Source organism: Shewanella rhizosphaerae, from assembly GCF_019457655.1.
In the GTDB taxonomy this organism is placed as follows: domain Bacteria; phylum Pseudomonadota; class Gammaproteobacteria; order Enterobacterales; family Shewanellaceae; genus Shewanella; species Shewanella loihica.
This window is the reverse complement of sequence record NZ_CP080420.1, coordinates 844,065-870,949: the sequence shown is the minus strand read 5'-3', so window position 1 is coordinate 870,949 and position 26,885 is coordinate 844,065. Positions and strand designations below refer to the sequence as shown.

27 protein-coding genes are annotated in these 26,885 nt (G+C 52.5%); 12 read left to right on the top strand and 15 right to left on the bottom strand.

The genetic code is table 11. The features are described from left to right. Window positions 1-101: 101 nt before the first annotated feature. The 5 genes from K0I63_RS03950 (at window position 102) to K0I63_RS03930 (ending at window position 5,541) form a co-directional block, all read left to right on the top strand. Window positions 102-2,318 carry a PAS domain-containing protein gene (locus K0I63_RS03950; RefSeq protein ID WP_220082614.1) on the top strand — a complete coding sequence of 739 codons (2,217 nt, stop codon included), beginning with the start codon at window positions 102-104 and terminating at the stop codon, window positions 2,316-2,318. Between the two features lie 594 nt (window positions 2,319-2,912). Then, entirely contained in the window at window positions 2,913-3,902 is a 990-nt protein-coding gene (locus tag K0I63_RS03945; RefSeq protein ID WP_220082613.1) for a hypothetical protein, read from the top strand. A gap of 131 nt (window positions 3,903-4,033) precedes the next feature. Continuing rightward, window positions 4,034-4,924, top strand: a complete 891-nt coding sequence (locus K0I63_RS03940) for a hypothetical protein (protein ID WP_220082612.1) — start codon at window positions 4,034-4,036, stop codon at window positions 4,922-4,924. 16 nt (window positions 4,925-4,940) lie between these two features. Continuing rightward, the gene (locus K0I63_RS03935) at window positions 4,941-5,177 is read left to right on the top strand and encodes a hypothetical protein (RefSeq protein ID WP_220082611.1); all 237 of its coding nucleotides are present in this window, start codon (window positions 4,941-4,943) and stop codon (window positions 5,175-5,177) included. Window positions 5,178-5,295: 118 nt separating this feature from the next. Next, entirely contained in the window at window positions 5,296-5,541 is a 246-nt protein-coding gene (locus K0I63_RS03930) for a hypothetical protein (RefSeq protein ID WP_220082610.1), read from the top strand. A 408-nt stretch (window positions 5,542-5,949) separates the two neighbouring features. Here K0I63_RS03930 and K0I63_RS03925 read toward each other — a convergent pair whose 3' ends face one another. From K0I63_RS03925 to K0I63_RS03915, 3 genes are all read right to left on the bottom strand, one after another. Beyond that, on the bottom strand, window positions 5,950-7,371 hold the full coding sequence (locus K0I63_RS03925) for a hypothetical protein (RefSeq protein ID WP_220082609.1): 1,422 nt from the start codon (window positions 7,369-7,371) through the stop codon (window positions 5,950-5,952). Window positions 7,372-7,440: 69 nt separating this feature from the next. Next, window positions 7,441-7,962: a hypothetical protein gene (locus K0I63_RS03920; RefSeq protein WP_220082608.1), complete on the bottom strand. Its 522-nt coding sequence runs from the start codon at window positions 7,960-7,962 to the stop codon at window positions 7,441-7,443. Further along, window positions 7,955-8,776 carry a winged helix-turn-helix domain-containing protein gene (locus tag K0I63_RS03915; RefSeq protein WP_220082607.1) on the bottom strand — a complete coding sequence of 274 codons (822 nt, stop codon included), beginning with the start codon at window positions 8,774-8,776 and terminating at the stop codon, window positions 7,955-7,957. The genes K0I63_RS03920 and K0I63_RS03915 overlap by 8 nt, the downstream gene beginning before the upstream one ends. Window positions 8,777-9,234: 458 nt before the next feature. Between K0I63_RS03915 and K0I63_RS03910 the strand changes: the two genes are divergently transcribed. Together K0I63_RS03910 and K0I63_RS03905 are read left to right on the top strand one after the other, a co-directional pair. Continuing rightward, window positions 9,235-10,056: a cytochrome c3 family protein gene (locus tag K0I63_RS03910; protein ID WP_011864565.1), complete on the top strand. Its 822-nt coding sequence runs from the start codon at window positions 9,235-9,237 to the stop codon at window positions 10,054-10,056. A gap of 11 nt (window positions 10,057-10,067) precedes the next feature. Next, complete coding sequence (locus K0I63_RS03905; protein WP_220082606.1) at window positions 10,068-10,589, top strand: hypothetical protein; 522 nt, start codon at window positions 10,068-10,070, stop codon at window positions 10,587-10,589. Window positions 10,590-10,769: 180 nt separating this feature from the next. Here the strand turns inward: K0I63_RS03905 and K0I63_RS03900 are convergent, their stop codons facing one another. From K0I63_RS03900 to tkt, 6 genes are all read right to left on the bottom strand, one after another. Beyond that, a complete protein-coding gene (locus tag K0I63_RS03900; RefSeq protein ID WP_011864563.1) occupies window positions 10,770-11,225 on the bottom strand; it encodes a winged helix-turn-helix domain-containing protein in 456 nt (151 codons plus the stop codon). Between the two features lie 247 nt (window positions 11,226-11,472). After that, window positions 11,473-12,213 carry a DUF481 domain-containing protein gene (locus K0I63_RS03895; RefSeq protein WP_220082605.1) on the bottom strand — a complete coding sequence of 247 codons (741 nt, stop codon included), beginning with the start codon at window positions 12,211-12,213 and terminating at the stop codon, window positions 11,473-11,475. 211 nt (window positions 12,214-12,424) lie between these two features. Next, window positions 12,425-13,489, bottom strand: a complete 1,065-nt coding sequence (fba, locus tag K0I63_RS03890) for a class II fructose-bisphosphate aldolase (protein WP_011864561.1) — start codon at window positions 13,487-13,489, stop codon at window positions 12,425-12,427. Window positions 13,490-13,641: 152 nt separating this feature from the next. Beyond that, window positions 13,642-14,817 carry a phosphoglycerate kinase gene (locus K0I63_RS03885; RefSeq protein WP_220082604.1) on the bottom strand — a complete coding sequence of 392 codons (1,176 nt, stop codon included), beginning with the start codon at window positions 14,815-14,817 and terminating at the stop codon, window positions 13,642-13,644. A 102-nt stretch (window positions 14,818-14,919) separates the two neighbouring features. Further along, entirely contained in the window at window positions 14,920-15,936 is a 1,017-nt protein-coding gene (epd, locus tag K0I63_RS03880; protein WP_144199445.1) for an erythrose-4-phosphate dehydrogenase, read from the bottom strand. 133 nt (window positions 15,937-16,069) lie between these two features. Beyond that, on the bottom strand, window positions 16,070-18,064 hold the full coding sequence (gene tkt, locus K0I63_RS03875; protein ID WP_220082603.1) for a transketolase: 1,995 nt from the start codon (window positions 18,062-18,064) through the stop codon (window positions 16,070-16,072). 523 nt (window positions 18,065-18,587) lie between these two features. On the opposite strand from tkt, the gene metK reads away from it, so the two are divergent. Beyond that, window positions 18,588-19,739: a methionine adenosyltransferase gene (metK, locus tag K0I63_RS03870; protein ID WP_220073159.1), complete on the top strand. Its 1,152-nt coding sequence runs from the start codon at window positions 18,588-18,590 to the stop codon at window positions 19,737-19,739. A 69-nt stretch (window positions 19,740-19,808) separates the two neighbouring features. Here the strand turns inward: metK and K0I63_RS03865 are convergent, their stop codons facing one another. From K0I63_RS03865 to K0I63_RS03855, 3 genes are all read right to left on the bottom strand, one after another. Further along, window positions 19,809-20,246 carry a VanZ family protein gene (locus K0I63_RS03865; protein WP_220083368.1) on the bottom strand — a complete coding sequence of 146 codons (438 nt, stop codon included), beginning with the start codon at window positions 20,244-20,246 and terminating at the stop codon, window positions 19,809-19,811. A gap of 62 nt (window positions 20,247-20,308) precedes the next feature. Continuing rightward, a complete protein-coding gene (locus tag K0I63_RS03860) occupies window positions 20,309-20,710 on the bottom strand; it encodes a hypothetical protein (RefSeq protein ID WP_220082602.1) in 402 nt (133 codons plus the stop codon). 14 nt (window positions 20,711-20,724) lie between these two features. Further along, on the bottom strand, window positions 20,725-21,285 hold the full coding sequence (locus K0I63_RS03855; RefSeq protein ID WP_220082601.1) for a GNAT family N-acetyltransferase: 561 nt from the start codon (window positions 21,283-21,285) through the stop codon (window positions 20,725-20,727). A 121-nt stretch (window positions 21,286-21,406) separates the two neighbouring features. Between K0I63_RS03855 and K0I63_RS03850 the strand changes: the two genes are divergently transcribed. Both K0I63_RS03850 and K0I63_RS03845 read left to right on the top strand, forming a co-directional pair. Beyond that, the gene (locus K0I63_RS03850) at window positions 21,407-22,363 is read left to right on the top strand and encodes a nucleotidyl cyclase domain-containing protein (RefSeq protein WP_220082600.1); all 957 of its coding nucleotides are present in this window, start codon (window positions 21,407-21,409) and stop codon (window positions 22,361-22,363) included. A 219-nt stretch (window positions 22,364-22,582) separates the two neighbouring features. After that, entirely contained in the window at window positions 22,583-23,527 is a 945-nt protein-coding gene (locus K0I63_RS03845) for a GGDEF domain-containing protein (RefSeq protein ID WP_220082599.1), read from the top strand. 25 nt (window positions 23,528-23,552) lie between these two features. Here K0I63_RS03845 and K0I63_RS03840 read toward each other — a convergent pair whose 3' ends face one another. After that, the gene (locus K0I63_RS03840) at window positions 23,553-23,792 is read right to left on the bottom strand and encodes a hypothetical protein (RefSeq protein ID WP_220082598.1); all 240 of its coding nucleotides are present in this window, start codon (window positions 23,790-23,792) and stop codon (window positions 23,553-23,555) included. A gap of 196 nt (window positions 23,793-23,988) precedes the next feature. Between K0I63_RS03840 and K0I63_RS03835 the strand changes: the two genes are divergently transcribed. Continuing rightward, window positions 23,989-24,402, top strand: coding sequence for an META domain-containing protein (locus K0I63_RS03835; protein ID WP_220082597.1), 414 nt, complete (start codon window positions 23,989-23,991; stop codon window positions 24,400-24,402). Between the two features lie 90 nt (window positions 24,403-24,492). On the opposite strand, the gene K0I63_RS03830 is transcribed toward K0I63_RS03835, so the two are convergent. Then, window positions 24,493-25,791, bottom strand: coding sequence for a dicarboxylate/amino acid:cation symporter (locus K0I63_RS03830; RefSeq protein WP_041406394.1), 1,299 nt, complete (start codon window positions 25,789-25,791; stop codon window positions 24,493-24,495). 167 nt (window positions 25,792-25,958) lie between these two features. Beyond that, window positions 25,959-26,264, bottom strand: coding sequence for a DUF4234 domain-containing protein (locus K0I63_RS03825; RefSeq protein WP_220082596.1), 306 nt, complete (start codon window positions 26,262-26,264; stop codon window positions 25,959-25,961). Between the two features lie 141 nt (window positions 26,265-26,405). On the opposite strand from K0I63_RS03825, the gene K0I63_RS03820 reads away from it, so the two are divergent. Further along, entirely contained in the window at window positions 26,406-26,849 is a 444-nt protein-coding gene (locus tag K0I63_RS03820; protein WP_220044314.1) for a GNAT family N-acetyltransferase, read from the top strand. Window positions 26,850-26,885 lie beyond the last annotated feature (36 nt).

Below are 26,885 nucleotides of genomic sequence, written 5' to 3'. Positions count from 1 at the left end.
CCGATGATTTACCGGGGCGTTGCCGGTTTGTAACCGACTGTGTTCTGCGGCGAAAATCATGCTAACATAGCCGCAAAATCACTGGGGAAACACCGCTTGCAATGCTGACGCAGAAACAACCACAACTGATCGCCGGACAGGGGCTGCACTGGTCTGCGCAACGCATCTTCTCGGTGGTCACCCAGATCATCATCTTGCTGATCAGCGTCTTGCTCCTCACCAACGTCATCATCACCCTGGGCGAGCGTCGCCTGCAGGAAGATTGGGCCACCCAGAGATACAGCGAGCTGCAATCTGTCGGCACCCTAATCGCCGACAAGGTCTCCTTCCAGCAGTTCCGCACCCAGATGTTTGCCAACGACGAGCTGCTCAAGCGCTACCTGACCATCCCCAGCGAGGTGCGTCAGCTCAAGCTACAACAGAGCTGGGAGGTGATGATACGCAACATCCCCGAGCTGCTGGATATCGCCCTATTCGATCCTCAGGGCAAGTATAAGTTTTCCACCACCAACGACTTTAGCCGCGATCCGCTACCACCCTCGTTGCTCGGCGGCGCGCGCAACATGGGCGGCAACGAGGTCTACACCTCGCCGCTGGAGTTTACTCCCATCAAGGGCAAGCTCGAGCCTTACCTGTATCAGCTGGCCTGGCTGGAGAATCCCGACCAGAGCGTGCGCGGCTACCTGCTAACCTATCAGTCCATGAGCCGTATGCTCAAAAGCATCAAGCCCGCCTACTCCAGCGCTGAGTCGCCGCTCATGATGCTCGACACCCAGGGGCTGCTGTACGCCGGCGCCGAGACCAAGCCGACCATCAACCGCATCCCGGATACCATGGGCGGCAGCCTGCGTCAGACCTATCCGGCGCTGTGGCGCAAGATGGCCATGAGCAACTTCGGCCAGTTCCATGGCGACGACGCCACCTTCGTCTACCTCAAGATAGAGCTAACCACCCAGTATGAGACGCGCCGGGAATATTACCTGGTCTCCTATGTGCGCAACGACGCCATCGCAGAGCTGTTCTCCGAGTGGCGCAACATACTGATCGTCGGCGCCGTGGTGCTCACCCTGCTGGCACTGGCGCTGATCCTGCTGAGCCACTCCTACCGCATCGGCCAGCGCTCGCGGGAATACAGTATCGAGCTGGCCCATCGCCTGTTTCATCAGGATATCGGCTGCGTGATCATCAACGACAAGAACCGGGTGATGACAGCCAACGAGAAGGCCGCCGAGCTGCTGTGCCTGCCCCTGGACGAGCTGCAAGATCGTAACCTGCAGCGGATCCTGCAGTTCGAGAACGAGCAGTACGCCGAGGTCGCCGCCCAGCTTGAGGCCAATCACAAGTGGCAAGGGATTATCGACTTCGACTCGCCGGGCGGCAGTCATCTGGCGATCACAGTCACCAGCTCGCCGCGCCGCAGCCGTCAGGAAAAATATTATCTGGTCACCTTCGAGGATGTGTCTCAGCTGAGAAAGGTCCAGCATCAGGCCAAGCTCAACGAGCTGCTGAACGACAACGCCATCCCCTGCGCCCTGGTGCAGGCCAACGGCATGCTGGAGCTGGCCAACCAGGCCTTCATGCAGCTGGTCTCCATCCACGACATTCAAGGCAAGAACCTTACCGATCTGCTCAACAACGACCTCAGCTCACAGTGGCCGAGGATCACCCAGCAGATCTTGCTGCAGGGCAGTTGGAAGGGGCAGATCCTCTGCGACCCCAACAGCAAAGAGAACACCTGCCTGCAGGCGACCCTCAAGGGCCACCTGGACGCCGCCGGTGAGATAGAACATATCGTCTGTACCCTGGAGCAGGCGCAGAAGCGCGCCCTGCTACAAGACACCGGCGACTTCATCCCTCACCGCAGCGCCATCCTGGTGAACCTCAGGGATCTGGACGACTACTTCAAGTCACTCAGCCCCGCCAGTCGCGAGCACTCCAGCCTGCTGCTGATCGACATCACCGCCGAGAGTATGCTGAGCCACATGAGTGATATCGGCCAGCTGGAGAACCGTCAGCGTGAGGTGGAGATCCATATCCTCAGGACCCTGCCGGTCAACTACCAGATGTCTCACTGGCAGCTGGGCAAGCTGATCGTGATACTGCCGGACACCAGCTCGGACGACGCCCACCACTTCGCGGTGAAGTCGTTAAATGGCCTCAACGAGATCGGCCTGGGTACAGGGATCTGCATGGGGATCGCCAGCTACCAGACGGGTCAGAACCTGGAGCAGTATCTGAGTAACGCCGAGGTGGCGCTCAAGCGCGCCAAGCAGATAGGTGAGCAGAATATTTGCCAAGCGTTTACGAGGCAAAATTAGGTTTTTGCCGTTTACCTTTTTTCGGTTTGTAGCGTCTGCCGCTATGGTCATTGGCATGTGAGTTGAAGGTCGTACCTTCATGGCAACCTAACGCCTGTCCGGCGGGGATCGTGCAAACACTATTTTGGCTCGCCACGAGCACATCCCTGTGGGCTCTGCGAAATCATCCCTGATTTCGAAGGCCAAAATAGTGTTTACACTGGGTATCCAACGCCTCTTCGATTTAGCAATTTCTGTAGCCCACAGATACAAGTCATTCTTTCTTAATTAAAATTCGCCGTAAAAATGTGATACACCTATTGAGCCAAACTAACAAGATAGATTAAAGTATGACCAACCAAGGACAGAGCTGGGCAAGCTCGTATTCAAACCAACGAGCACGCCATTTAGGGAAAGAAGAAGTCATTCGATCATGTGTGAATCAACTCTCTTTAAAGTTTACTCTGACCCCATTTATTCTGCTTGTATAACGTTAGAGTGCATCAGGCTTAATCAGTGAATTAGGACAGATTGGAAGAGTTAAGCAAGGATTTTATAGGGACAACTCCTCGCGGACATTATCTATCTAAGAATTGTTATGAAGCTAGGGAAACTATGGAACATAAATATAAGTTATTGATTAACTGGAATCCTCGGCATTTTGAAGTAGAAGGTGTTACTCCGCTTTCAGATCGAGAGTCAGCCCAACAGATTGTGGATGTATTTTCTAGTGACTCTTTTTTTTGGGATGGGATTAATTTTGTTATTCAAATGGACTGGCGTCCTTTCATAGATATTTTGCAGTTAAGTGAAGATGTCAGTGGCCCTTTTTATACTGAAATTGAGGGCACACTTTACAAACTAATGAGCCCTATTAAAGAAATATCTATAGCAATAAGTGCTACTCCTAGCGTTGATGTCGATGAGTACAAAATGCGTAAGTATCTTCATAGATACTTACTAGATTTATTCGTAGTTTGTAACTTGGCTGCACCTGGGTTGGTTGACTTCTACAATGCCAAATTGGAGGGTGACGATGAATACACTCCGATTAAAATATCCAATTACTCTTTTGATAATGCAATACAGAATATAGCATCGAAGCGTGTTCCATACGTTGTTTACAGTGATTTAGGCAAAAGCCTAGATTGGTTTAAATCATTAAATATTGGTACAAAAGTTGTTGCCACCACACCTGTTGAGAAGGCTATTTTTTCATTACTTCACATAATTCGAATGGAAGATTACGATATCAGCACAGTTCCATGGATATTCCACGCTTTAGAAGCCATATATGGGACAAATGCTGGTAGGGGGTTTAGTGACATTAGTGAACAAGTTAACTTCTTGCTATCGGTCGAAGTTCGTCAACAGAAGGGGCTAAAGAATAAACTTCGTGATTTAAATAATCTACGTAGCTCTTTTGTCCATGGTGGTTATTGTGTATCCCACATAATGGATCAAGACTCTAATGACAAGATCTTCGAACTGGTGAATTTTGGCGTCTCTCTTGTAATCAGTAGTATTCAATCTTTAATGCTGAAAAATTGGCATGGCGTTGGGGTACGTCAGCAAATCATTGGTCTACCTGCAAACGTTTCATAACAAACGCTTAAGGCGGATTCTCAACACTTGGCAGTTTTGGTTTGATTTAGCTTTTGTGTTTACGGTGCAATAATTGAGTATCGTGGTAGCGTTGCTCACCACTTAAGCAGGCGTATATTTAAGAGTAAATAATGATTAAGTTTACATTGATAGAAAATTCCCTAGATTCAATCAGATCTGGAATGGAGTACCTTGACTACGCGGAGAAAAAACAAAGTCCTAGTCACTATAAAAAAGCACTTCTTTCGCTGTTTCAAGGTGCGGAGCTAATTCTTAAAGAAGTCTTAGTTCAGATAGATCCTATAATTATTTTCGACAAAAATTCACTGTTTCGTAATTGTGTATCACCACTTAATCCAACGATGGAGGAGTTATTCGACTGTAAATCCATCGATATTAATGTGATATGCCAAGAGCTTAAAAAGCACTATCCGGAACAGTTTCAAAGAGCAAACTTGAAAGTCATTCAAGACTTAGCCAAAGAGCGTAACAAAATTCAGCACTTTGCGTTTGAAACTACACCAAATGATTTGAAAGCGTCCTTACTTAAGCTTTATCTAATGGTTGTAAAGCCAGCGATGAAAATCGCTGGTGAGAAAGCTGCTTTAACGATGTTTGTCGATGGGATTAATAAAATAAACTTCGGTGAACAAGTAACGGATGTAGAAGAATCATTCTTAAATGTAGACAAAAGAAATGAATTTACAAAAGGTGGGTGTTGCCACTGTGAAAACTATTCACTCTTTGTAATCTACGATGGCGAATCATACCCAATTGCTTGTTATTGTACGACTTGTGGTTTTGAGCGCACTAATATCGATATATCAGAATTTTATGAGTGTCCCGAGTGTTCAGCACCTTCGGTAATATATGATGAAAAGTTAGGTGCTGGTATGTGCCTTTGGTATAGATGTGCTGATTGCATTGAATCAGTTAAAACTGACATGGTTCCATGTGATGGTTGCGGTGGATATCTGATAGAAGGCTCTTGCTTAAACTGCACTGTGGAAAATGAAATATAAAGGTGTAGTAAGTGATATGACCCCATTTTTGAAAGAGTTTTTTAATGTCATTGGTATTGATACTGAATATTTAATTAGGTACTTAACGTCAAATGAAATGCAATACCTCAATACCACGTTGAAATCTATAGAGGACTTTCAACCTGAAATTTACTCTGATAAGCATGGCGAAAACCTAGAAGTTTTACTTCATTTTTTATCCAGCCATTTAGAAGAGATCCACGAGATTTGGGAAGAGCCTAATTCTTCTTAAGCTATATACATCAGATGTAATCTCTGGCAACTATGATTGCTTTCATTTTGATCTTTCTAAATTTGAGCAGACATATAGCCCAACTAGTAAAGAGGTGGTTTTATATCGAGTCGGTCGAGTGGATGAAAGTTTTGAAAGCCTTGGGAATTCATGGGCTAAAGACTATACAGGGCTAAGAAATTATGTCCAAGCATCATCTATCGAAGTGGATGATCGTCCTATATTTGCTATCAAAATTAATGATTCAGAAGTGTTGTGTCATGGTCAATCTCGAGAAAGTGAATTGATTTTGAAGAAAAACTTCAAATGTAATGAAGCCAAATTGCTCAGTGCTGAAGAACGTCGTGAAATATTTGTTTATTGAGTATTTCAAGGCAAGGCTTCACCTAACAAACGACTAAGGTAACAAGATACTTTTTCTTATGTGAACTAATGTGCCTAAATCTTTTAGCTAAGAAGCTTTTGTCCAAAAAATAGCTTAATTTGAACAATTGCAAAGATCAAATGCGGCTAAATCGAAGAGATGAATGACTAGGTGTAGATACGCCGGTGAGCTTCCGAAACAGGGCCAAAAATGTTCCCTACATTTTTTGGCATTCCCTCCATCCATGGAGGTCAGATGTTTCGGCAGAGCCTACAAGGAAGTATTCACGGCGTCTCACAGGCGTATCTGCACGTATAGCCTGCGGCAGGCAATTCAAAACAAAGATGGTTAACGCTACGAATAGCGAAATTCAAATCAAAATCAGCCAGACTAGGCCCCAGCCCAAATCTAGGCGCTTGGACTTGCGCCTTCCTCATCATGTTCAAACCCGATGGCCTCGATGCCATCTGGAATCTCACTCTGACTGATATCCACTATGGTGGAGCGGTTCATGGTGATCTTATAGCGGGCAAATTGTGGTGGCTTGCGGCCTTCTTGTAGGGAGAGCACCAGGTTGATCTGGTAGCGGCGCTCTACCGAGTCGCTGCTGATCTTGCCGTCCGCCTCCTTGTAGATCTTGGCCTTGCCGCGCTCCAGGTAGCGGGCGAAGGGGGCCAGGCTAAAGTTCACCTGCTCCTGTATGGTGGAGTAGCCGGCGAGGAAGTCTTTGCTGGCGATACGCGAGTTGATGCCATAGTGAAGTATGTCGGCGTCCAGTTTGTTCTGGCTGTGGCGGCGCTTCAATATCTCATCTATCTCCTCGGGGAGATCCTTAGACTTAACGAAATCGATCCACACGTGCTGCTTGGCAATCATCGCCTGGCTGGTAGTATCGCGCAGGATGCGGCTCCAACGGGGACGGCCCTTCTGGATCACCCGCCACAGGGCGTTGCGAATATCTTCCTTGAAGATCTCACGAAAACCATAGATCACCGCCAGGGTAAACACCAAGGCCATGGTGAGGCCGCTGAAGATACCCTGGGCCTTGATGATGAGCGACGAGACCACCAACATCACGAAGGCGGTGGCGATGCCCGTGGTCATCTTCTTCAGGCCCACACCGAGACGCTTCTGCTCCTCTTTTAATACAACCCCTTGCTGGATCAAACGGCGCAGCAGCAACATCTTGTTGGAGATGCGGTTCGGGTCACTCTGGGTCTGGGAGGAGTTGTAATTCTTGCTGTCGCGGTAACTGTTCTCGCTGCGGCACAGGTTGATCACCTCCTCAACCACCTCGCTGTAGTCACTGCTGCGGGGCGCGTGGGACATGAGTTTCAGCAGGCGCTGCTCGCAGAACCAGGAGAGGTAGTTGTCGGCGTTCTCGAAGTAGTGCTTCCACTTAGGATCGCTGGGCTCGTTACGGCGAAACTTCTTCAGCAGCTGGGTGACGATTTCGCTCAGATCTTTGAGGGAGGCGTAGAACTGCTCCACATCCTCTACCTGCGCCAGCTCCTTGCTGTCGGTCTCGATGGCCACGGCAAACTGGTAGGCAAACAGGTTGAGGTAGAGCCTGAACTCCTCGACGGTACGCTTCTTCTGACTGATGAAACGCCCCTGCACTAGGGGCAGATGCAGCCCGGAGGAGTAATATGAGCGCCGGCCGGCGATGGCCGCGTGATAATATTCTTCTTCGTCAAGGCTCTGGGGATTGATCCCCATCTCTTTGGGCAGAAAGAAATAGAGGTCGAGCCGTCTATGGTCGCCCACCTTCATCTGATGGGTGAACTTGATCGACAGAGACTCTTCCTGCTTGATATTAACCTTAGACACAAAACCTCAGAATAATAGAATTATTTCAGTAATTTAGAAATACACACCCTGAGTATAGCCCAAGTGCGGCTATTGCACTATACGACAGCCACAGACGGTGTTACTCGGCTGGAACAATACCACGGCATAGTCCCTGTGGGGATCTAATTCCAGCGGCTCGATAGAGAGATTGTGCATCCCCTTGCTGTCCAGGTTAAAGGAGCTGATATAGGAGAGGTACTGCATGTGTCTCGGCATGGCCTCGGTCGACTCGGCGCCGCTCTCCTCCTTGGTCTCAACCGAGAAGTTATAGCGGCCGTTAGCCTCATCGAACTCAAGGTACTTGCCCTGCATGCGTATGATCCCCGCCGAGGTGCCGTCGAGGTTGAAGTAGCGATAGTTGATCTGCGCCTGCCGCTTCTTGGCCATGATATCCACCAGGAGATAGTGGCGTCCCTCCGCCTGGGCGTCGTCGCGGCGGTCGAACAGCTCAGAGCTACAGCTGAGCATCAGGGTTTCGCTGGGATTGAGGTAGCGATAGCTGATGGTAATGCTAATCGCCAGCAGCCCCAGCACGATAATATTGATCGCCCACAGCACCTTTCTATTCACACAAAGATACCTCTTTGAACCAGGCCTCTGAGATAAACACCTTCTGCTGCCTGTAATCGGTTAACTTAAGGTTGCGCACCAAAGATTGCCCCATCCTTTCGCCGCGCATGGTGATGTTAAACACCTGCTTATCGTGGGAGAGCGACATATAGACCTCTTTCCAGGGCGAGGACTCGCAGCGCTCGAACGCCTGAGACATCTTCTCCGACAGGCGCAGCAGCGAGGTGTTATTGGTCTTGGACTTGGCGTAGCTGATAAACATCACCTTCTGCCCCGACTCTAAGGTGATGCCATGACGCAGATAGGGCTCGGTATGTTGCGCCTCGAAATTGACCGAGGAGAAGAGCTGCAGAGAGACCAGCGCCCCCAGCAGCAGGACGATAAGGCCAATCCAGAGCTTGATCCAGCGATTTCGCTTGCCAAACAGCCAGGCCAGCACCGCCTCTATTCGCTCGCCCAGGCCATGGGGTTCGCCGCTTGCCGAGGCGTTATCGGTATGATGCACAGACGAAGGGACGGCGCTATCCAGGCGCAGGCGATAGCCCTTGCCCTTGACGGTTTCTATCATGTGTTCATGCAGCGGACCGAGGAAGGAGCGCAGCATAAATACCGCCCGCGCCACCGACGAATCGCTTAATGGCGGATGCTCGTCATCCCCCGCCCCTAAGACGCGCTTAGCCACCACCTTGTCGCTATTGGCCAGCAGGAGCAGCAACACCTGCAGCTCGGCGCGCGGTAGATGCCACTCTTCACCCGTTAACTCGTTGGTGAGCACGCCTGTATGTCTGTCGAATCGGCAATCACCCAGTTGCATCTTGGTTACTCTTTCATTTCGCTGTGCATAAGCTTATGCAAACCCAGCAAAAAAATCTGTGATCCCCTCTATCTCCTCGAAAGTCACCTAGAAAATACCCTTACAATAGCTAGGGAATAATGCGCTCTGTGATCCCAGCCCCCTTCTTCATCCACTAAGCCCCAATATTTATCCCTGGCTGAAACCTCGTGAATTAACATGAATGCTACAAATAGAGTGACACGACTCACACTGCAACCCCCTTCAGCGATGACTCATCAGGGTATCGATTAATTAAATCGATACAAGGCGCCGAAAAAATCGGCGTAGGCAGATGCGCGCCTGCCCCAAAGCTTCATCCAGCCCAGGTCACACTATTTGCAATCTACCCAGACCACACTGGCCTCAAGTTCAAACCGGCGTATCCCTTTAACCACGCCAACAACAAAAATAACATCTATCCAAGTGAGGACATTGTCATGACCATCAATAGACGCCAAGCACTTAGCCAAATCATCGGCATCAGCACCGCCGCGGCAGGCGCAACCCTAATGGGCACATCGGCCTTCGCCGCCACCGACGAACAAGGTAACTACAAACTGGAACTGGGTGAGAAGCTCAAGTATGTCCCCCTGGATCCTATGGCAACGGCCAAGCTCGCCTACGAGACTGGCGGCGGCTGTATGCACCAGGTGTTTCACGCCCTAGTCACCATGCTGGCCAACTCTGAAAGCGCCGACGCCGCGAAGTTTGCAACGATCCCGACCGCACTGGCCGGCTATGGCTGGGCGGGTATCGTGGGTCAAGGCACAGTGTGTGGTAACAACAACGCCACAGGTATGCTGGTGAACATCCTCGACGACATCAATGGCCAGAACGCCGCGGTGATCGGCGCCTCTTTCCGCTACTACGAAGTGACCGAACTGCCTTTCTCCAGCGACGAGTTCGTGGCCGGTATCGGCTCTACCGCCGAGAAGACAGCACTTGTGGGTAAGTCATCTGTTGCCAACAGCATACTATGTCACTCCTCTATCAGTAACTGGTCTAAGGCCTCTGGCTTTACCTTCAGCCAGAAGGGTGAGCGTTGTAAGCGTCTGTCGGCCTCTGTGGCCTACCATGTGGTCGAGCTACTTAACCGTGCCTACAAAGGCGAAGATATCTCTGCCCTGCCTGAATCAAAGCCTTCGAGCGAGGCACAAGCTTGCCAAAGCTGTCACGGCGTAGAGAGCACCATGGGCAGCGCCGCCAGCGTGAAGTCTGACATGGAATGTACGACTTGCCATACCGGCCACTTTAACTAAAGGAGCAGGTCATGAATGAGAAGTTATTAACAGCCCTACTGGCAACGGCGCTTATCTGCGGCGGCTGCGGTAGTGACGACAATGATGACAACGACGGCGGCGAGATCACTCCGCCACCGGTTGCCGACACCATAGATGCCGGTGAGGCATTGGCCATCAACCTGACCCTGGCCGAGTTTGACGGCGAGACGGGCACACTCAACTTTGCCCTGAAGGATGACGCCGGCCTGGCCATCACCAATGCCACGGATTACCGTATCGTCTACTTCGGTTTCCCTGACAGCTCGACCAACTCACGTAACGCCAAGGCGTGGAAACACTGGCACGTGACCCAGAGCTACTCATGCGACAGCGCCGCCGGCGATTGCCAGGGCGTGCTGCAAGAGACAGACAAGGGTCAATACAGCTTCGATGCCACGGATCTGGACTGGGATGCCAACACGGCGCCTGGCTCGGTGAAGGAATACAAGGTAGGTATCGAGATCAAAGGTGCCAAGGCGACCAACGAACTGGTTCTGCTCCCCTCCACTTAACCCACTGCACCACTTTGAGGGCCATCACCTAGCGTATGGCCCTTTTTTTATGCCCGCTCTTGCCACTCTTGCGGCAACAGCAGAGAGCTGTCAGCTAAATAAAGCCTAAGTCTAAATCAAAGCTAAACCAGCGCTAAACCTGCCCAGCAAGCGGGACACGACCATAGCTCGAAGAAGGGGTTATTGCTCGCCGATGATCTCGGCTAACGAGGGCAGATAATTGAAGGGCTCAAACACAGAATAGATGAGCAGAAACAGCAGCAATAGCTGAGAGATCAGCAAGATATATTGCTGCTTGGTCATGCGGCGGATAGGCCCGTTGCCCAGCAGCTCGCGGTGGGGCGAGAGTTTGCTGTGCAGAATGTAACCCTGATCGTCCACCGACTCCAGTAGCTTGCCCGACGGACTGCCGAGAAAGAAACGGATGCGATCCACCGCCTGCACCAGACGCGCCATGTTGGCGTCATCCTCGGGTAGGCAGGCCAACAGGTCGGCATTGGACATCACCTGACCACGATGCTCGGTCAATAGTTTAAGCACGGCAAACTCCGCACCTGGCATAAGCCAGCTGGTGTCATTGTCCTGATTCGACAGCGTCGACTGGGACGGCTCAAACCAACAGCAACCTATCTGCATCCGGGTCTCACACTTAAGGGGGAATTACACAAATATCGCGATGCCTGTTAAGGCTAGCGTCTAGTTGTTAGTGTGACATTTTAGCCGGGCAACTTTCGTGACAATCAGCACATAACCCATTAAATTATCTGAATAATTATGATACATCCCGATACAGATTTAAGCCCGTTTAGGCTTAATTTCAGGCTGATTTCAGACAAAAAAAAGACGCCCCGAAAGGCGTCTCTTAAACCCAATAAAAACCCTATTAGAAAGAGTACAATAGCGTCATGTTGGTTTCGGTATCTGTGCTCTTCTTGTTATCCAGCGGCTCGCTGTTGTAACGCACGATAACGGCAAACTTCATCGCCAGGGCGCCAACGATATTAGCCGTGATAGAGGTTTCAGAGCGGCCTTCCAGGCTCTCGCCGTAATCGGCCACAAACAGCTGCTTGAACTTAGAGTTGTCGGTGATCTCGGTTTCGAAGTTCATCACGCCGTGCGCCACCCAGCTCTCTTCGGTGTCGTAACCCGCTTCGGCGGCGCTCTCATCGTCCAGACGCTTGTACTGGAAACCTGGACCCACTTCGACGGCGAAGGTCGTCTTCTCGGTATCGATAAACTTGTGACCATAACCGGCAGAAATCGTCGACTTAGAATCGAAACCGGTAAAGGGATCGATCTCATGGTTGGCATTGGCAAACATATAGTTCACGTCGCTGAACTTGTAGTTGCCCTGTACCAGGCCGTAGTAGCGCTTACCTGTCTCTTCGCCGCTGTCCTCTTTGTAGAGGGCTTCCAGCAGGTATTGGTTTTCCCAGTTACCCAGCTCGTGCTTCATGTCCAGACGGCCCTTGAGAGAGGTCGTCTCTGTGTTACCCGTAGTTACCGTCGCACCCAGTTCGGCGTCGGCGGCAAAGGTTCTGTCACCCTTAACGAAATCGGCGCCCGCGTGCGCTGCAAAAGGGGCCGCCATCAGGATGGCCGTAGCCGTCAGCAATTTTTTCATTATCTGTTTACCTATTTATCTAAGTCCCTTAAAAATTGGCGCAATAGTATCATCCGGCGCACAGAAATGAAAATTGCGCTTGCCTTTCCAGCATTTTGAACTAGCAGCTCAGCTAAGGGCGAGAGTTAGTCCTTACTCTTTGTGGCGTTTTTACCATAAAAAAAGCCCACCAAATAGGCGGGCCTTTTTTATATTGGGTCGTCAGACCGAATTAGTTCACCTGTGGATCTAACTCGCCAGACTGGTATGCCTTATACATGGCCTGCAGTGACTTAGGCTTGATCTTAGAACCCATGCCCGCCGCACCGAAGGCTTCGTAGCGAACGGTACAGATGTCTGCCATCGCATCCATAGAGGCTTTGAGGAACTTACGAGGGTCGAACTCGCTTGGGTTCTCCGCCAGGAACTTACGTACCGCACCGGTAGAGGCCAGACGCAGGTCGGTGTCGATGTTAACCTTACGTACGCCGTGCTTGATACCTTCGACGATCTCTTCCAGTGGCACACCATAAGTTTCAGGGATGGCGCCGCCATACTGGTTGATCACTTCCAGCCACTCTTGCGGCACAGAAGAAGAACCGTGCATGACCAAGTGGGTGTTAGGAATACGTGCGTGGATCTCTTTGATACGGTCGATACGCAGCACGTCGCCGGTAGGCTTACGGCTAAACTTGTAGGCACCATGGCTGGTACCGATTGCGATGGCCAGGGCATCCACGTGAGTGTCGGCCACGAAACGCGCCGCCTCTTCCGGCGTGGTCAGCAGCTGATCTTCACTCAGGATACCTTCGGCGCCAACACCATCTTCTTCACCGGCTTGGCCAGTTTCCAGGCTACCCAGACAGCCGATCTCACCCTCTACCGACACACCACAGGCGTGGGCGAAGGCAACCGTCTTACGGGTCACGTCGACGTTGTACTCGTATGAAGCCGGTGTCTTACCGTCTGACATCAGTGAGCCGTCCATCATGACTGAAGACATACCCAGCTGGATAGAACGCTGACACACGTCAGGGTGAGTACCGTGGTCCTGGTGGATACACACAGGGATATCTGGGTACTGCTCGAGCGCCGCCGCCATCAGATACTTAAGGAACTGAGGACGAGCATACTTACGCGCACCGGCTGACGCCTGAACGATAACCGGGCTGTCTGTGGCTTCTGCCGCCTGCATGATGGCGCGCATCTGCTCCAGGTTGTTAACGTTGAACGCGGGAACGCCGTATCCGTGCTCTGCGGCATGGTCTAGCAGTTGACGTAGGGAAATTAAGGCCATTTTTAACTCCAATAATAGGGTGACTATCGGGCTATGCCCGCTTAACCACCGAGGTCACTATCGTATGGACAGATTTTGATACCGATAACCGGGGCGCGAACTCCTTGCGACCCGACTATCGGCGGTTTCTTATAATACTAATTATTTTTTACTTATTCGCCGCGGCTTTCCAGCATAGCCACAGCAGGCAGTTCCTTACCTTCCAGGAATTCCAGGAAGGCGCCACCACCGGTAGAGATGTAAGAGACCTTATCGGCGATGTCGTATTTGTCGACCGCCGCCAGGGTGTCACCACCGCCCGCGATAGAGAAGGCAGAAGAGTCGGCGATGGCCTGGGCGATACGCTTGGTGCCTTCACCGAACTGGTCGAACTCGAACACGCCTACCGGGCCGTTCCAGACGATGGTGCCGGCGTTCTTGAGGATCTCGGCCAGGGCCTCGGCGCTGTCAGGGCCGATGTCGAAGATCATATCTTCATCTGCCACCTGATCGACCGCCTTGAGGGTCGCGCTCGCCGTTGGGCTGAACTCGCTCGCCACGACGACGTCGGTCGGTACTGGGATGTCGCCGCCACGGCTCTGGGCATTGGCTACCAGACGCTTGGCTTCATCGATTAGGTCCGCTTCATAAAGCGACTTACCTACGTTGTGACCGGCTGCGGCGATGAAGGTGTTGGCGATACCGCCACCCACGACGAGCTGGTCGACAATACCAGAGAGGCTCTCGAGTACGGTCAGCTTGGTCGACACCTTAGAGCCACCTACGATGGCTACCAGCGGACGCGCCGGGTTGTCCATCGCCTTACCCAGGGCTTCCAGCTCACCGGCAAGCAGTGGACCGGCACAGGCTACAGGAGCGTACAGGCCAACACCGTGAGTCGATGCCTGGGCGCGGTGTGCGGTGCCGAAGGCGTCCATCACATACACGTCACACAGGGCAGCCAACTTCTTGGCCAGCGCCTCGTCGTTCTTCTTCTCACCCACGTTAAAGCGCACGTTCTCGAACACCACGACTTCACCGACATTGGCTTCTACGCCGTCCAGGTAGTCTTTGGCCAGACGTACCGGGCAATCCAGCGCCTTGTCCAGGTAATCCACAACCGGCTGCATTGAGAACTCGCTGTTGTACTCGCCTTCGGTCGGACGACCCAGGTGAGACATCACCATCACGGCCGCGCCTTTCTCCAGCGCCAGCTTGATGGTTGGCAGAGAAGCACGCAGACGCGCATCGCTGGTAACCACACCGTTGCTGACAGGGACATTGAGGTCTTCACGGATAAGCACACGCTTGCCCTGAAGATCTAACGCTGACATATTGATAATCGCCATTTCACGTTTCCTTAAGTTTAAAGTTAAAAATAAAAGTTAAAGCAAAACTGGGCTACCCACCGCCGGGACGCTTCACCGGCCATAGGTTTAAAATCTATAAAATCAGGCTCTAACGGCCTTTATCATCTCTAAACTGGTATCCAACATACGGTTGGCAAAGCCCCACTCGTTGTCACACCACAACAGCAACTTCACCAGATGGCCGTCGCTCACCCGGGTCTGGGTGCCATCGACGATACTGGATCTGGGATCATGGTTAAAATCACACGATACCAATGGCGCATTAGTATAGCCCACAACCCCTTGGTATGAGCCATTTGCCGCCTGAGATAATACCTGGTTCACTGTATCGATATCGACACGTTTATCTAAGGTGACCGATAAGTCAATTGCAGTCACATTAATTGTCGGCACGCGCACAGATATCGCCTCGAACTTATCCTTCATCTCGGGCAAGATCCGCTCGATCCCTCTGGCCAGCTTGGTATCTACCGGAATGATCGACTGCCCCGCCGCGCGGGTGCGTCTTAGGTCGTCATGATAGGCATCGATCACCTGCTGATCGTTCATCGCCGAGTGGATGGTGGTGATGGCGCCGCTGCGCACCTTAAAGGCACGGTCCAGCACCTGGATAATGGGTACCAGGCAGTTGGTGGTGCAGGAGGCGTTAGAGACCACCTTATGTTCGGCCTTGAGATCTTGATGGTTCACGCCGTAGACGATAGTGGCGTCCACATCGCCGGATGAGGGATGGCTGATCAGCACCTGTTTGGCGCCGGCCCTGATGTGGGCCTCACAGGCCTGACGGTCGATGAGGGCGCCCGTGGCCTCGAACACGATATCGATATCCAGGGATTGCCAGGGGAGCTTCTCGGCATCGGCCTCATGGAGCAATTGGATACGATCATCCCCTATGGTCATCACGTTGGCGTCGAGTGACGCGGGAGACTGAAAACGACCATGGGTAGTATCGTATTGGGTCAAATGAAGCATGGCTTCGGGGTTGGCGAGTTCATTAATGGCGACAATCTGGATCTGATCCCGTTTGCCTGACTCATAGAGAGCACGAAGAATCGAGCGACCGATACGGCCATAACCATTAATAGCAACTTTAATCATTAAGTGCTTCTACTCCTAACACCGTCCTGAGATAGGCTTTCTTGATGCGACAACGGCCTATCGTTATCGATAAGCCGAGTCATCATGGCATAGAGCAACTGCTTGCCCTATGCCCTTTTGCAGGCGCTAGGCCTTAGAGAATAGCGCTTGCCTTAGCAACCACATTCTCAACGGTGAAGCCGAAGTGCTTCATCAGCGCGCCGCCTGGAGCAGACTCACCGAAGGTGGTCATGCCAACGATGGCGCCGTCGAAACCGACATACTTGTGCCAGTAATCGACGTGAGCCGCTTCGATGGCCACACGCTTGGTGACTGACTTAGGCAGTACAGACTCTTTGTAGTCGGCGTCTTGCGCGTCAAACACATCGGTAGATGGCATAGAGACCACGCGTACCGCCTTACCTTGCTCGGTCAGTGCCTTAGCCGAATCCAGTGCCAGCTGCACCTCACTACCGGTTGCGATCAGGATAAGATCTGGCGTACCGGCGCAATCTTGCAACACATAAGCACCCTTGGCGATGTTAGCCAGTTGCTCTTCGCTGCGTGGCTGTGCAGGCAGACCCTGACGGCTGAATACCAGTGAAGTCGGTGCCTGACGACGCTCGATAGCCATCTTCCAAGCTACGGCAGTTTCTGCCGCATCACATGGACGCCATACCATCATGTTTGGTGTCATGCGCAGGTTAGCCAGCTGCTCAACCGGTTGGTGAGTCGGGCCATCTTCACCCTGACCGATAGAGTCGTGGGTGTAAACGAAAATGTTTTGAATGCCCATCAGCGCAGACATACGTACCGCGTTACGCGCATATTCCATGAACATCATGAAGGTCGCGCCATAGTTGATGAAACCACCGTGCAGCGACACACCGTTCATGATGCCGCTCATACCGAACTCACGCACACCGTAGTAGATGTAGTTACCGGCAGGATCTTCCTGGATGCCCTTAGAACCAGACCATAGGGTCAGGTTAGAACCGGCCAGGTCAGCCGAGCCGCCGAGCAGTTCAGGCAGGATAGCGCCGAAGGCCGCGATAGCATTTTGTGATGCCTTACGGCTGGCGATGTTCTCGCCCTTCTCTTGACACTCTTTGATGAAGGCCTGTGCCTTCTCTTCGAAATCGGCTGGCAGTTCACCAGTGATCACGCGGCGCTTATATTCAGCAGCCAGTTCTGGGTAAGCGGCTTCATAGGCAGCAAGCTTCTCGTTCCAGCTAGATTCGTTGGCCGCGCCCACTTCTTTGGCATCCCAACCCGCGTAAACGTCTGCAGGGATCTCAAATGGACCGTGCTCCCAACCTAGGAACTCACGAGCCGCCGCAATTTCGGCATCGCCCAGTGGCGCGCCGTGACAGTCGTGACTGCCAGACTTGTTTGGTGAACCGAAACCGATAATGGTCTTGCAGCAGATCATGGTTGGTTTGTCGGTGACTGACTTGGCTTCTGCGATTGCTTTGCGGATAGCATCGCTGTCGTGGCCATCGACACCGGCAATCACATGCCAGCCGTAAGATTCGAAACGCTTGGCGGTATCGTCGGTGAACCAGCCTTCGACGTGACCGTCGATAGAGATGCCGTTGTCATCCCAGAAGGCAATCAGCTTGCCAAGACCTAGGGTACCCGCCAGTGAACAGGCCTCGTGAGAGATGCCTTCCATCAGACAGCCGTCACCCAGGAAGCAGTAGGTGTAGTGGTCAACGATATCGTGGCCGGGACGGTTAAATTGCGCCGCCAGAGTCTTCTCGGCAATCGCCATACCTACGGCGTTGCTGATACCCGCGCCCAGTGGACCTGTAGTGGTTTCAACACCTGGGGTGTAACCATACTCAGGGTGACCCGGCGTCTTAGAGTGCAGCTGACGGAAGTTCTTCAGCTCATCCATCGGCAGTGCATAACCCGTCAGGTGAAGCAGAGAGTAAATCAGCATAGAGCCGTGGCCGTTTGAAAGGATGAAACGGTCGCGGTCGACCCACTCTGGATTGTTCGGGTTGTGCTTCAGGAAATCATTCCACAACACTTCGGCGATATCGGCCATTCCCAATGGCGCACCTGGGTGACCAGAGTTGGCTTTCTGAACGGCATCCATACTTAACACACGGATAGCGTTTGCGAGTTCTTTACGAGATGACATGCTCTCTCCTGCTGATTTGAATGTTGGGGATTTTGCGGGCCGATTTTGCGGGCAACAATGGGGGCATATTTTCCCCTACTCGTGGATGGGACGCAAATAAAATTCGCCCTTTAGCTTAGATTAAATCCATCTAGACGCGAAAAAGTGCACCTCAGTGACACTCAAGATGACCCCAGGCAAAACCTCACCTCGCCGCTTAAACTTCTCCGTCGCCCTCACCAAAATTTGCGAGCACAAGACTGAGCAGGCAGACCCGACTCACCGCGATCGTCATCAGACTGGCCTAAGCGATCCTTTGGCAATAAAAAATAGCGGCCTTATAACAACAATAAAAATCCAACATTAACAATATTTTAAGTTGTACTTTTATTTAAACTCATCCGAAGCATTAGAATATTTACCCGGTTTTACTCCACAATTTTCATCGAAAAGGGTGTTATCCGATCTGATTTCCACTAAAATGGCCGTCTAGATGTAGATACTTCTACACATTCGAATTGTTTAAAGACGAGATTTTTCCATTATGGCAAAGCACTTGTTTACCTCTGAGTCGGTCTCAGAAGGTCATCCAGATAAAATCGCCGATCAAATTTCTGATGCGGTACTCGACGCGATCTTAGAGCAAGATCCTAAGGCACGTGTGGCGTGCGAAACATACGTCAAAACCGGCATGGTGATGGTAGGTGGTGAGGTGACCACTTCTGCATGGGTCGATATTGAAGAGCTAACCCGTAAGACGGTTCGCGAGATCGGCTACACCCACTCAGACATGGGCTTCGATGCCGACTCTTGTGCGGTACTCAACGCCATTGGTAAGCAGTCTCCAGACATCAACCAGGGTGTCGATCGCGCCGATCCTAAAGAGCAAGGCGCCGGCGACCAGGGCCTGATGTTCGGTTACGCCAGCAACGAAACTGACGTCCTCATGCCTGCCCCGATCACCTATGCCCACGCATTGGTGAAGCGTCAGTCAGAAGTGCGTAAAGACAACACCCTGCCTTGGTTACGTCCAGATGCCAAGAGCCAGGTGACCTTCGCCTATGAAGACAACAAGATCGTCGGCATCGACGCCGTGGTGCTCTCTACCCAGCACTGCGACAGCGTCAGCCAATCTGATCTGATCGAAGGCGTGATGGAAACCATCATCAAGCCTGTGCTACCGGCACAGTGGTTGAACAAGGACACCAAGTTCTTCATCAACCCAACCGGCCGTTTCGTTATCGGTGGTCCTATGGGTGACTGTGGTCTGACGGGTCGTAAGATCATCGTCGACACCTACGGCGGCATGGCTCGTCACGGCGGCGGTGCATTCTCGGGTAAAGACCCATCAAAAGTTGACCGCAGCGCGGCCTATGCGGCCCGTTATGTGGCGAAGAACATAGTGGCTGCCGGTCTGGCGGATCGCTGTGAGATTCAGGTGTCTTACGCTATCGGTGTGGCCGAGCCAACCTCTATCAGCGTAGAGACCTTCGGCACAGGCAAGGTCTCTGAAGAAGTGCTTATCGGCCTGGTTCGTCAACACTTCGATCTGCGCCCTTATGGCCTGACCGAAATGCTCGACCTGGCACGTCCTATCTACAAGGCAACTGCGGCTTACGGTCACTTCGGTCGTAACGAGTTCCCTTGGGAGCGCACCGACAAGGCTGAAGCCCTGCGCGCAGACGCTAAGCTATAAGCTTGGTTATGCCAGTCAGCAAAAAGCCGCCCTTTGGCGGCTTTTTTGTATCTTGGTCAATGAGATATATTAGTTGCGACTAGAGATCTCATTGCCAGTAGAGAATCGCTTCTCAAGATAGAGGCTCACCATGCTGAAGAGCATGATGCCGACCCCATCGGCCATTAGGTCATAGCCATCGAAGGTGCGACTGGGAAAATACTGCTGACTGCACTCCTCGATGATCACCACAATCGCCACCACCACAGCCCCCAGATAGGGTCTCATTCCCCAACACGACTGCTGCCCTAAAGAAAGTCGCCCGAAAGAGACGCGCCTGAAGTTGCTGCCAACATTGGCAAACAGGGTCAATGTACCAAACAGCAGCATATGCCCCAGCTTATCGCCATAGGGCATCGCATGGGCCAGCTCAAACAAGGGGTTAGTGCGCCCGGCATCGGCGCTGACGATCAGCCAGACCAGGAAACCACTAAATAACACGCCCAGCAGGGCAAAGGCTCTCACCATCACAAACGACTCATCCTTGATATCTTCATTCCATTTCTCTGATGCAACTTCATCAGTCTCGGCTAACAATGATCGAAATGGGCATACTGCATGCACATGAAACTCAGCTGCTGCGCATTTAACAGTGGCACCTCGACCTTGTTAGCCGTCGCCAACTGCGCCTCAGATGGCTGCGTCATAGGCCGTATCTCGGCGCTATAGGCATTACTAAAGCCACAATCAAACCAGTGCCCATCACAATTCGCGACATAGATGGCGCGCGGCTCACCGCTGAGCTCGAGACACTCACAGTTAAGCGCCGCTTGGTCCGCCAAGGCTTTGAGCAGCTTGAAGTTATCCAGGGCGCTAAGGCTGACGCCAGCATAGGGCTCAAACAGCTCGGCGAGACGTGTCGGGAGGCCTTGCATCTTGCTCTCGGCCATCTTGCTCTCATTCATGTCACTCTCGGTATTATTGCTCGTCATAAGGTCGCCCTCCCCTAGATAGCGCCTGAAGTATCGGCCGCCAGCAGATAGTAACCGCGGCCATCGAACTCGAAGAAGTCCAGCACCTGCATGTTCCCCTTCTGGGTGTGGGCGGCGAAGGAACGTTCGTTCTCTTCGGCGATAAAGGTAACCATGTAGGAATATTGAGGTGCCACCTCTTTCTTGAGCTCAGACACTAACTCAAAGAACAAGCCAGACCCCCTCTGGGACGGCGCTATCCAGATGGGACCATACTGACAGCTGTTGGCTTTATTGATTATACCCGAGCCAGTTTCAAAACGATCGGTCTCGAGTCGCTTCAGGAGATAACGATACAGGGGCCAGTTACCGAAGAAAGGCCAGCGACCGGCGATCACATAACCCGCGATCTCACCGCCGACGTCGGCCAGCAACAACCAATGATTCTGGATCAGCTCATCTAACTGCTGGCGACTAAAACTCTGGCCCGTCATCATGCCGCCGCGCTGATCTGGGGCAAGCTCGGCCTCCCACTGGTTCGCTTCCAGGGCGGCGATGGCATCTAGGTCGGCGCGGGTTGCCAGACGGATCACCATGACGGACTCACTATGCTGTGAAGAAACAAGAATATCCCCTTAAATCTTCGGGTTATTTGCAAAATAGCTAATCGACTACCACACTTAACACACCTGAAACACCAATAGGTTAGAGCCGATCATGCTGCCGGAAAACATTCACACAGGTGTGAGTATACTTGAAAACGATAACGCGCAAATCAACTTAGTCAGGTGGATGCATCAGTGCGAGCTGATGAAACGCTATTTCGAAGCCGATGTCGCCTTTGTCGCCCAGCAGACGGACCTGGGTTTTGAGATCATCGTCAGCTCCATCAACGATACCCGCAGGTTTCTTTCCGGCACCCTGTATAACGAGAAATTCGAACTCTTCACCCGCCTGTCCAACAGTCAGCCCGAAGGGGTCAACCTGGATCTGAGTCGGGAATCCAACGCCGAACTCCCCAAAGATCTCGCCACCGCCAGCAGCATGCTGTCCAGGCCGATCCTCTGGCCCGACGGCACTGTATTCGGCTGTCTGTGTGTGATCAATCCCGCCAACAAGGAGACCGCCAGCACCAACGCCTTCATGCTGGAACCCTTCCAGATCTTGCTGCAACAGGACCTGGCACTCCTGTGTCAGAGCCAGCGCATCGAATCACTGTCGATGCGGGATCGCGACACAGGCATGCTCAATCACTATGGCTTCATCATGATGGCGCCGCGACAGCTCAACCTCGGCCGTCGCTTCGGTGCCCATGCCGGCATCCTCTTCTTCGAGCTCTACCCCAATCCGCCGCTGATCGACGAGATAGAGGACAAGCATATCCGCCTGCTGGGCAACATCATTCAGGACACCATACGCACCGCCGACATAGCCGCCCACTACAGCCACAGCCAGTTCGTGGTACTGGTGTTTGTGGATACCGAGCGGGATCTCAACCACATCAGCCACAGGGTCGAGAAACTGCTGCTACAACAAAACGATCGCCTCAAATTGGATTCGGGCCACTCCTTCTTCGCCCCCGACTCCTCGGCCAAGCTGGCGCCCATGCTGGAGAAGGCCAAGCAGCAACTCAAGTCTCAGCAGAAAGATGATGAAATTGAGACTGAGGCCTAATGCTAGAGGCTGGCGCTAGAAACTGGCATTAGAGACAGGCGTTAGAAGTTAACTTCGAAAAACGAAAAAACAGATTTTGCTCGCAAAATTGAAAATTTACATTCTCACAACATATGATTTTTGAGTATGATGTAAACACTTTGTGTCGTCAGTCTTTCGGCTGACCCACCTTATCTAGCGAGTTATGCAATTTAATAATAACAATAAGCGAGCACTACTATGCTATTAGAATGCGCCGATACCAGCCTTTGGCTTAGGGAAGCCGACCATCCCGCCATTACCCTGCCGCGTTGGCAGCAACAAGTTGATCTACTTAATGAATTTTATCAGGCTCAGGCCAGTGTGGTGCTGCAGTTTATCGACGGCGAGTATCAGGTGGTCTGTAGTCGTCAGCACACGGATCTCAATCTCTATGCCGGTACTCAGTTTCATGATGCCAGCCTCACCCAGGCCCTCAAGAACCACACCGCCTACGGCCTGCTGGATCTGACCAAGAGCCAAGATCCCAAGAGTCACCTGGCACGCTTTAACAGCCTGCTGGCCCTGCCCCTCTACTGGTCAGACGGTCAACCCTTCGGTGTCATGCTGATCTGCGACAGCCAGCGCAGTAAACACTTCCAGCGACTCCTGCCCCTGATGGAAAACGCCAAGGCGCTGATCCAGGCGGAGCTCAAGCACCTGTTTTTGATGCAGCAGATTCAGATGATGTCGGTACAGGACGATCTCACCTGTATGCTCAACCCCTATGGCTTCAACCTGATGGCGCCAAGACAGCTGAGCCTGAGTCGCCGCTTCGGCTCCCATGCGGGTATCGTCCTGCTGCAGGACATGACAGCTTATAAGGGAGTGATGGAACAGAGTCAGGGACTGAGGCAGTTAGCCCGGGTGATACACCATAATATGCGTGACGCCGATGTCTCGGCGCGCATCGAAGATGGCCTGTTTGCCATACTGGCCTTCGTCGACAGTCAGGCCAATCTCGAATCTCTCACCAAGCGATTGCTCAAGCAGATCGCCAAGGAAGAGATCAAGGCGGAGATCGCCATAGGCGTGAGCTTCTTCACCCCCACCACACATCTTGCCATCGAGCCCATGGTGGAGGCGGCGAGACAGAATCTACATGCCAACCGAGAGCTGAAACAACAAGGCGGCGTAAAGGCCTAGGGCGAGTTAAGCCTTAAGTTTTGCGCTAGCTCTCGCGCTGGCTCTCGCACTCAGGTGCGTCTTGGCTCTGATCCTGCGCCTTTGCCCATTGAAAAAAGAGCACTATGGGGAAAGGCGACATCATCACCAGCCCCAGGCCTATCAGGCTTGAAACCAAGAGTATCCCCTGGATCTGCTCGGTCCAGGAGGTCAGGCCATAGATCCCAAGGCCGGCGAGCACCATGGCGAGTCCCAACCAGTGGGCCAGTTTTAATCCTGTCATCATAGCTTCGTCTTTCCCCTTTCAGCAGAGCTTGTCGTCGGCACAGTTTGTCGTCAGCCTAGTTTGTCGTCGAAGCAGCTGGGCCAACAGTGGAAACAGCTTACCATGAACAAAATATCATGGAAAAACCCCGAATAAGGCTTTTTAATTAGGCGTAAGCTTGTCAAAATATCAGTCTCACAGAATTGGAAGTTTCCCCATGTTTAAGAAGTTTATGTTTATCGCCGGTACCTTGCTCGGCTTATCTGCCTGTCAAAGCGCATCCCTCACAGGCGGCGAGGATCTGAATATTTTAGGTAGCTGGCATATCGAGGCCGCCCAGGGTAAAGCCGTCATCGACTACAGCCCGGCCCAGCTGGTGTTTGCCGAAGATGGCGCATTGAGCGGCAACAACAGTTGTAACCAGTTCTTCGGCCAGTATCAGTTAGACGGTCAGGCCCTAACCCTCTCCCCCGCCGGTAGCACGATGAAAGCCTGTGTCGACGCCCTGATGCAGCAGGAGCGCAATGTCATGCAGGCCATGTCTCAGGTCACCCAGGTCAAGCTGGTCAAAGGCAAGTTGCTGCTCAGCGACGCCGATGGCGAAACCCAGCTGGTCCTCAGCAAGCAGTAAGCGCTATTGCCGACACAAAAAAACCGCCTGATTGGCGGTTTTTTTTATGTCTAAAACTCGGCTTAGCTGTTTAAAACTAGCTATTTAACACTAGCTATCCAGGCGCTCTGCCAGTATCTGGCTCTGCTCGGCGTCGGCGTTGTAGTGCTCGAGATCCAGCTCATCTTCAGACTTGGCGATCACTGTGGTCGCCACCAGATCCCCGGACACGTTCACTACGGTACGCGCCATATCCAAGATACGGTCGATACCCGCGATGATCGCCACCCCTTCCAGCGGCAGGCCAACAGTGGTCAGTACTAGGGTCAGCATCACCAGACCCGCCCCCGGCACCCCGGCGGTGCCGATTGAGGCCAGGGTCGCGGTGAGAATGATGGTGATATAGTCGACCCAGGTGAGGTCGATCCCAAAAGCCTGGGCAACAAACAGCGCCGTGACCCCCTGATACAGGGCGGTGCCATCCATGTTGATGGTGGTACCCAGGGGCAGCACGAAGCTTGAGATCTTCTTATTGATCCCTAAGGATTCGCTGGCGCACTTCATGCTGGCAGGCAGGGTGCCGGCGCTGCTCGAGGTGGTATAGGCCACCGCCAGTGCGTTGCTGATCCCCTTGAAGAACTGCATAGGGTTGAGCTTGGCCACGAAGGTGAGCACCAGGCTGTAGAAACCTATGATATGCAGGGCGCAGCCGATATAAACCGCCAAAATCACCTTGATCAGCGGCATCAACATATCCATGCCATATTCACCGGCTACCCAGGCCATCAAGCCAAATACCCCATATGGCGCCAGCTTCATCACCATATCGGTCAGCTTATACATGGCCTCGGCCAGGCTCTCGAACACCTTGATGGCCGGCTTACCATGGTCGCCGATCAACACCAAGGCAATACCCAGGGCCACCGCGAAGACGATCACCTGCAGGATCTGCCCGCTGGCCAGCGCCGCAATAGGATTGGTTGGCACTATGTTGATCAGTGTCTCCATGATAGAAGGCACCTCTTTCACCGCGTTGTGACTCTCAGCCGAGGTCATCGCCAGTCCGGCGCCGGGTTGCATGATATGACCCACGGCCAGACCGAGCGTGATGGCGATTGAGGTAGTGCCCAGATAGAAGGCGAAAGATTTAAAACCGATGCGGCCCATCTTGGCGGTGTCCTGCATAGAGGTCACCCCCACGATCAGGGAACAGAACACCAAGGGGACAATCAGCATCTTGATAGTGTTGACAAAAAGCGTACCTATTGGTTTAAGCAGCACCGCCTGTTCGCCCAGGCCCAGGCCGGCGCAGATACCCAGCAGCATACCGATAAGGATTTGTAGCCACAGGGGCACAGACATCCAGCCAGACCAGGCACGGCCCAGCCAAGAAGAGGTTTGTTGACGCATCATTAATAACCTTGAATCGCGAGAGTGGTTTCGTCCTGCCGCCCTATGACAGAGGAGCCTGTCGCAACGGAGCAAGTAGCAACGCAGCTGACAGCAGACGCAAATGGGACGGGGATAATATCAGATAAACCTGGAGTAAGCTGTGATTCATATCAAGAGAGGCCCCATCAGGCCTCGAAGTAGGCAGACTCCTGTTTGGCATCGACCCTGAAGGTATGCAGGGCCGCAGGGGGTTGTTCGCGCTCGATGAGGTGGCTCCAGTAGGCGTCGTCGAAGCCATGAAACAGCCTCTCCGCCTTGCCCTGGGACTTTAGGATAAGGTGCCACCAGACCAGGCCCCAGAGACCTAGGGTAACCAGGGTCAGCAGAAAATGCAGCAGATGATTTACCGCCTCCTGCTCCCGGCCAAGCGCCAAGCTATCACGCTGATTTTGATTGAGTTTAGTAAGATCATTCTGGTCATAATCACTCATCGCCTCACCCCATAGACACTTAGCACTCCCTTCTTCAAAGCATAGCAGAGTTAGACTTTAGTCTAAGGAGCAATCGAAAAAATTCTGCCTTTGCTTGGCCATGAAGCGTGCTAGAGTATGGCCAAATTTAAGGAGGCGATAATGCAAATAAGAAAAGGCCAACAATCGGATCTCACCGCACTGGTGCAGTTTAATCAGGCCATGGCCAATGAAACCGAGGGGCTCAGCCTAGATCAACAAACCCTCACTCTAGGCGTACAGACGCTGCTTGAAAACCCCGCACGCGGCTTCTACCTGGTCGCCGAGGAAGCCGGCGAAATCTTGGGTTCCCTCATGGTCACTTTCGAATGGAGCGACTGGCGCGCCAAGGACTACTACTGGATCCAGAGCGTCTATATCCGCCCGCAGAATCGTCGCCAGGGGATCTATGGCAAGCTGTATGAGGCGGTTAAACAGATAGCCGAGGACAATGGCGGCGCCGCCAGCTTCAGACTCTATGTGGAGCAGGAGAATCATAAGGCGCAGAAGACCTACGAGGCCCTCGGCATGAAGCAGAGCTACTACCTGATGTATGAAGAAAAGTAGCCGGTAACCAAGCATAAAAAAACGCCCAGATGGGCG

Excerpts from the sequence above, each read along its gene's own strand:
- K0I63_RS03840 (WP_220082598.1), bottom strand. The coding sequence starts at position 23,792 with ATGATGACAGGATTAAAACTGGCCCACTGGTTGGGACTCGCCATGGTG.
- K0I63_RS03940 (WP_220082612.1), top strand. The coding sequence starts at position 4,034 with ATGATTAAGTTTACATTGATAGAAAATTCCCTAGATTCAATCAGATCT.
- K0I63_RS03865 (WP_220083368.1), bottom strand. The coding sequence starts at position 20,246 with ATGGTGAGAGCCTTTGCCCTGCTGGGCGTGTTATTTAGTGGTTTCCTG.
- K0I63_RS03825 (WP_220082596.1), bottom strand. The coding sequence starts at position 26,264 with ATGAGTGATTATGACCAGAATGATCTTACTAAACTCAATCAAAATCAG.
- epd (WP_144199445.1), bottom strand. The coding sequence starts at position 15,936 with ATGATTAAAGTTGCTATTAATGGTTATGGCCGTATCGGTCGCTCGATT.
- tkt (WP_220082603.1), bottom strand. The coding sequence starts at position 18,064 with ATGTCATCTCGTAAAGAACTCGCAAACGCTATCCGTGTGTTAAGTATG.
- fba (WP_011864561.1), bottom strand. The coding sequence starts at position 13,489 with ATGGCCTTAATTTCCCTACGTCAACTGCTAGACCATGCCGCAGAGCAC.
- K0I63_RS03860 (WP_220082602.1), bottom strand. The coding sequence starts at position 20,710 with ATGACGAGCAATAATACCGAGAGTGACATGAATGAGAGCAAGATGGCC.
- K0I63_RS03905 (WP_220082606.1), top strand. The coding sequence starts at position 10,068 with ATGAATGAGAAGTTATTAACAGCCCTACTGGCAACGGCGCTTATCTGC.
- K0I63_RS03900 (WP_011864563.1), bottom strand. The coding sequence starts at position 11,225 with ATGCAGATAGGTTGCTGTTGGTTTGAGCCGTCCCAGTCGACGCTGTCG.
- K0I63_RS03820 (WP_220044314.1), top strand. The coding sequence starts at position 26,406 with ATGCAAATAAGAAAAGGCCAACAATCGGATCTCACCGCACTGGTGCAG.
- K0I63_RS03935 (WP_220082611.1), top strand. The coding sequence starts at position 4,941 with ATGACCCCATTTTTGAAAGAGTTTTTTAATGTCATTGGTATTGATACT.
- K0I63_RS03910 (WP_011864565.1), top strand. The coding sequence starts at position 9,235 with ATGACCATCAATAGACGCCAAGCACTTAGCCAAATCATCGGCATCAGC.
- K0I63_RS03830 (WP_041406394.1), bottom strand. The coding sequence starts at position 25,791 with ATGCGTCAACAAACCTCTTCTTGGCTGGGCCGTGCCTGGTCTGGCTGG.
- K0I63_RS03845 (WP_220082599.1), top strand. The coding sequence starts at position 22,583 with ATGCTATTAGAATGCGCCGATACCAGCCTTTGGCTTAGGGAAGCCGAC.
- K0I63_RS03855 (WP_220082601.1), bottom strand. The coding sequence starts at position 21,285 with ATGGTGATCCGTCTGGCAACCCGCGCCGACCTAGATGCCATCGCCGCC.
- K0I63_RS03885 (WP_220082604.1), bottom strand. The coding sequence starts at position 14,817 with ATGGCGATTATCAATATGTCAGCGTTAGATCTTCAGGGCAAGCGTGTG.
- K0I63_RS03945 (WP_220082613.1), top strand. The coding sequence starts at position 2,913 with ATGGAACATAAATATAAGTTATTGATTAACTGGAATCCTCGGCATTTT.
- K0I63_RS03950 (WP_220082614.1), top strand. The coding sequence starts at position 102 with ATGCTGACGCAGAAACAACCACAACTGATCGCCGGACAGGGGCTGCAC.
- K0I63_RS03835 (WP_220082597.1), top strand. The coding sequence starts at position 23,989 with ATGTTTAAGAAGTTTATGTTTATCGCCGGTACCTTGCTCGGCTTATCT.
- K0I63_RS03850 (WP_220082600.1), top strand. The coding sequence starts at position 21,407 with ATGCTGCCGGAAAACATTCACACAGGTGTGAGTATACTTGAAAACGAT.
- K0I63_RS03915 (WP_220082607.1), bottom strand. The coding sequence starts at position 8,776 with ATGCAACTGGGTGATTGCCGATTCGACAGACATACAGGCGTGCTCACC.
- metK (WP_220073159.1), top strand. The coding sequence starts at position 18,588 with ATGGCAAAGCACTTGTTTACCTCTGAGTCGGTCTCAGAAGGTCATCCA.
- K0I63_RS03895 (WP_220082605.1), bottom strand. The coding sequence starts at position 12,213 with ATGAAAAAATTGCTGACGGCTACGGCCATCCTGATGGCGGCCCCTTTT.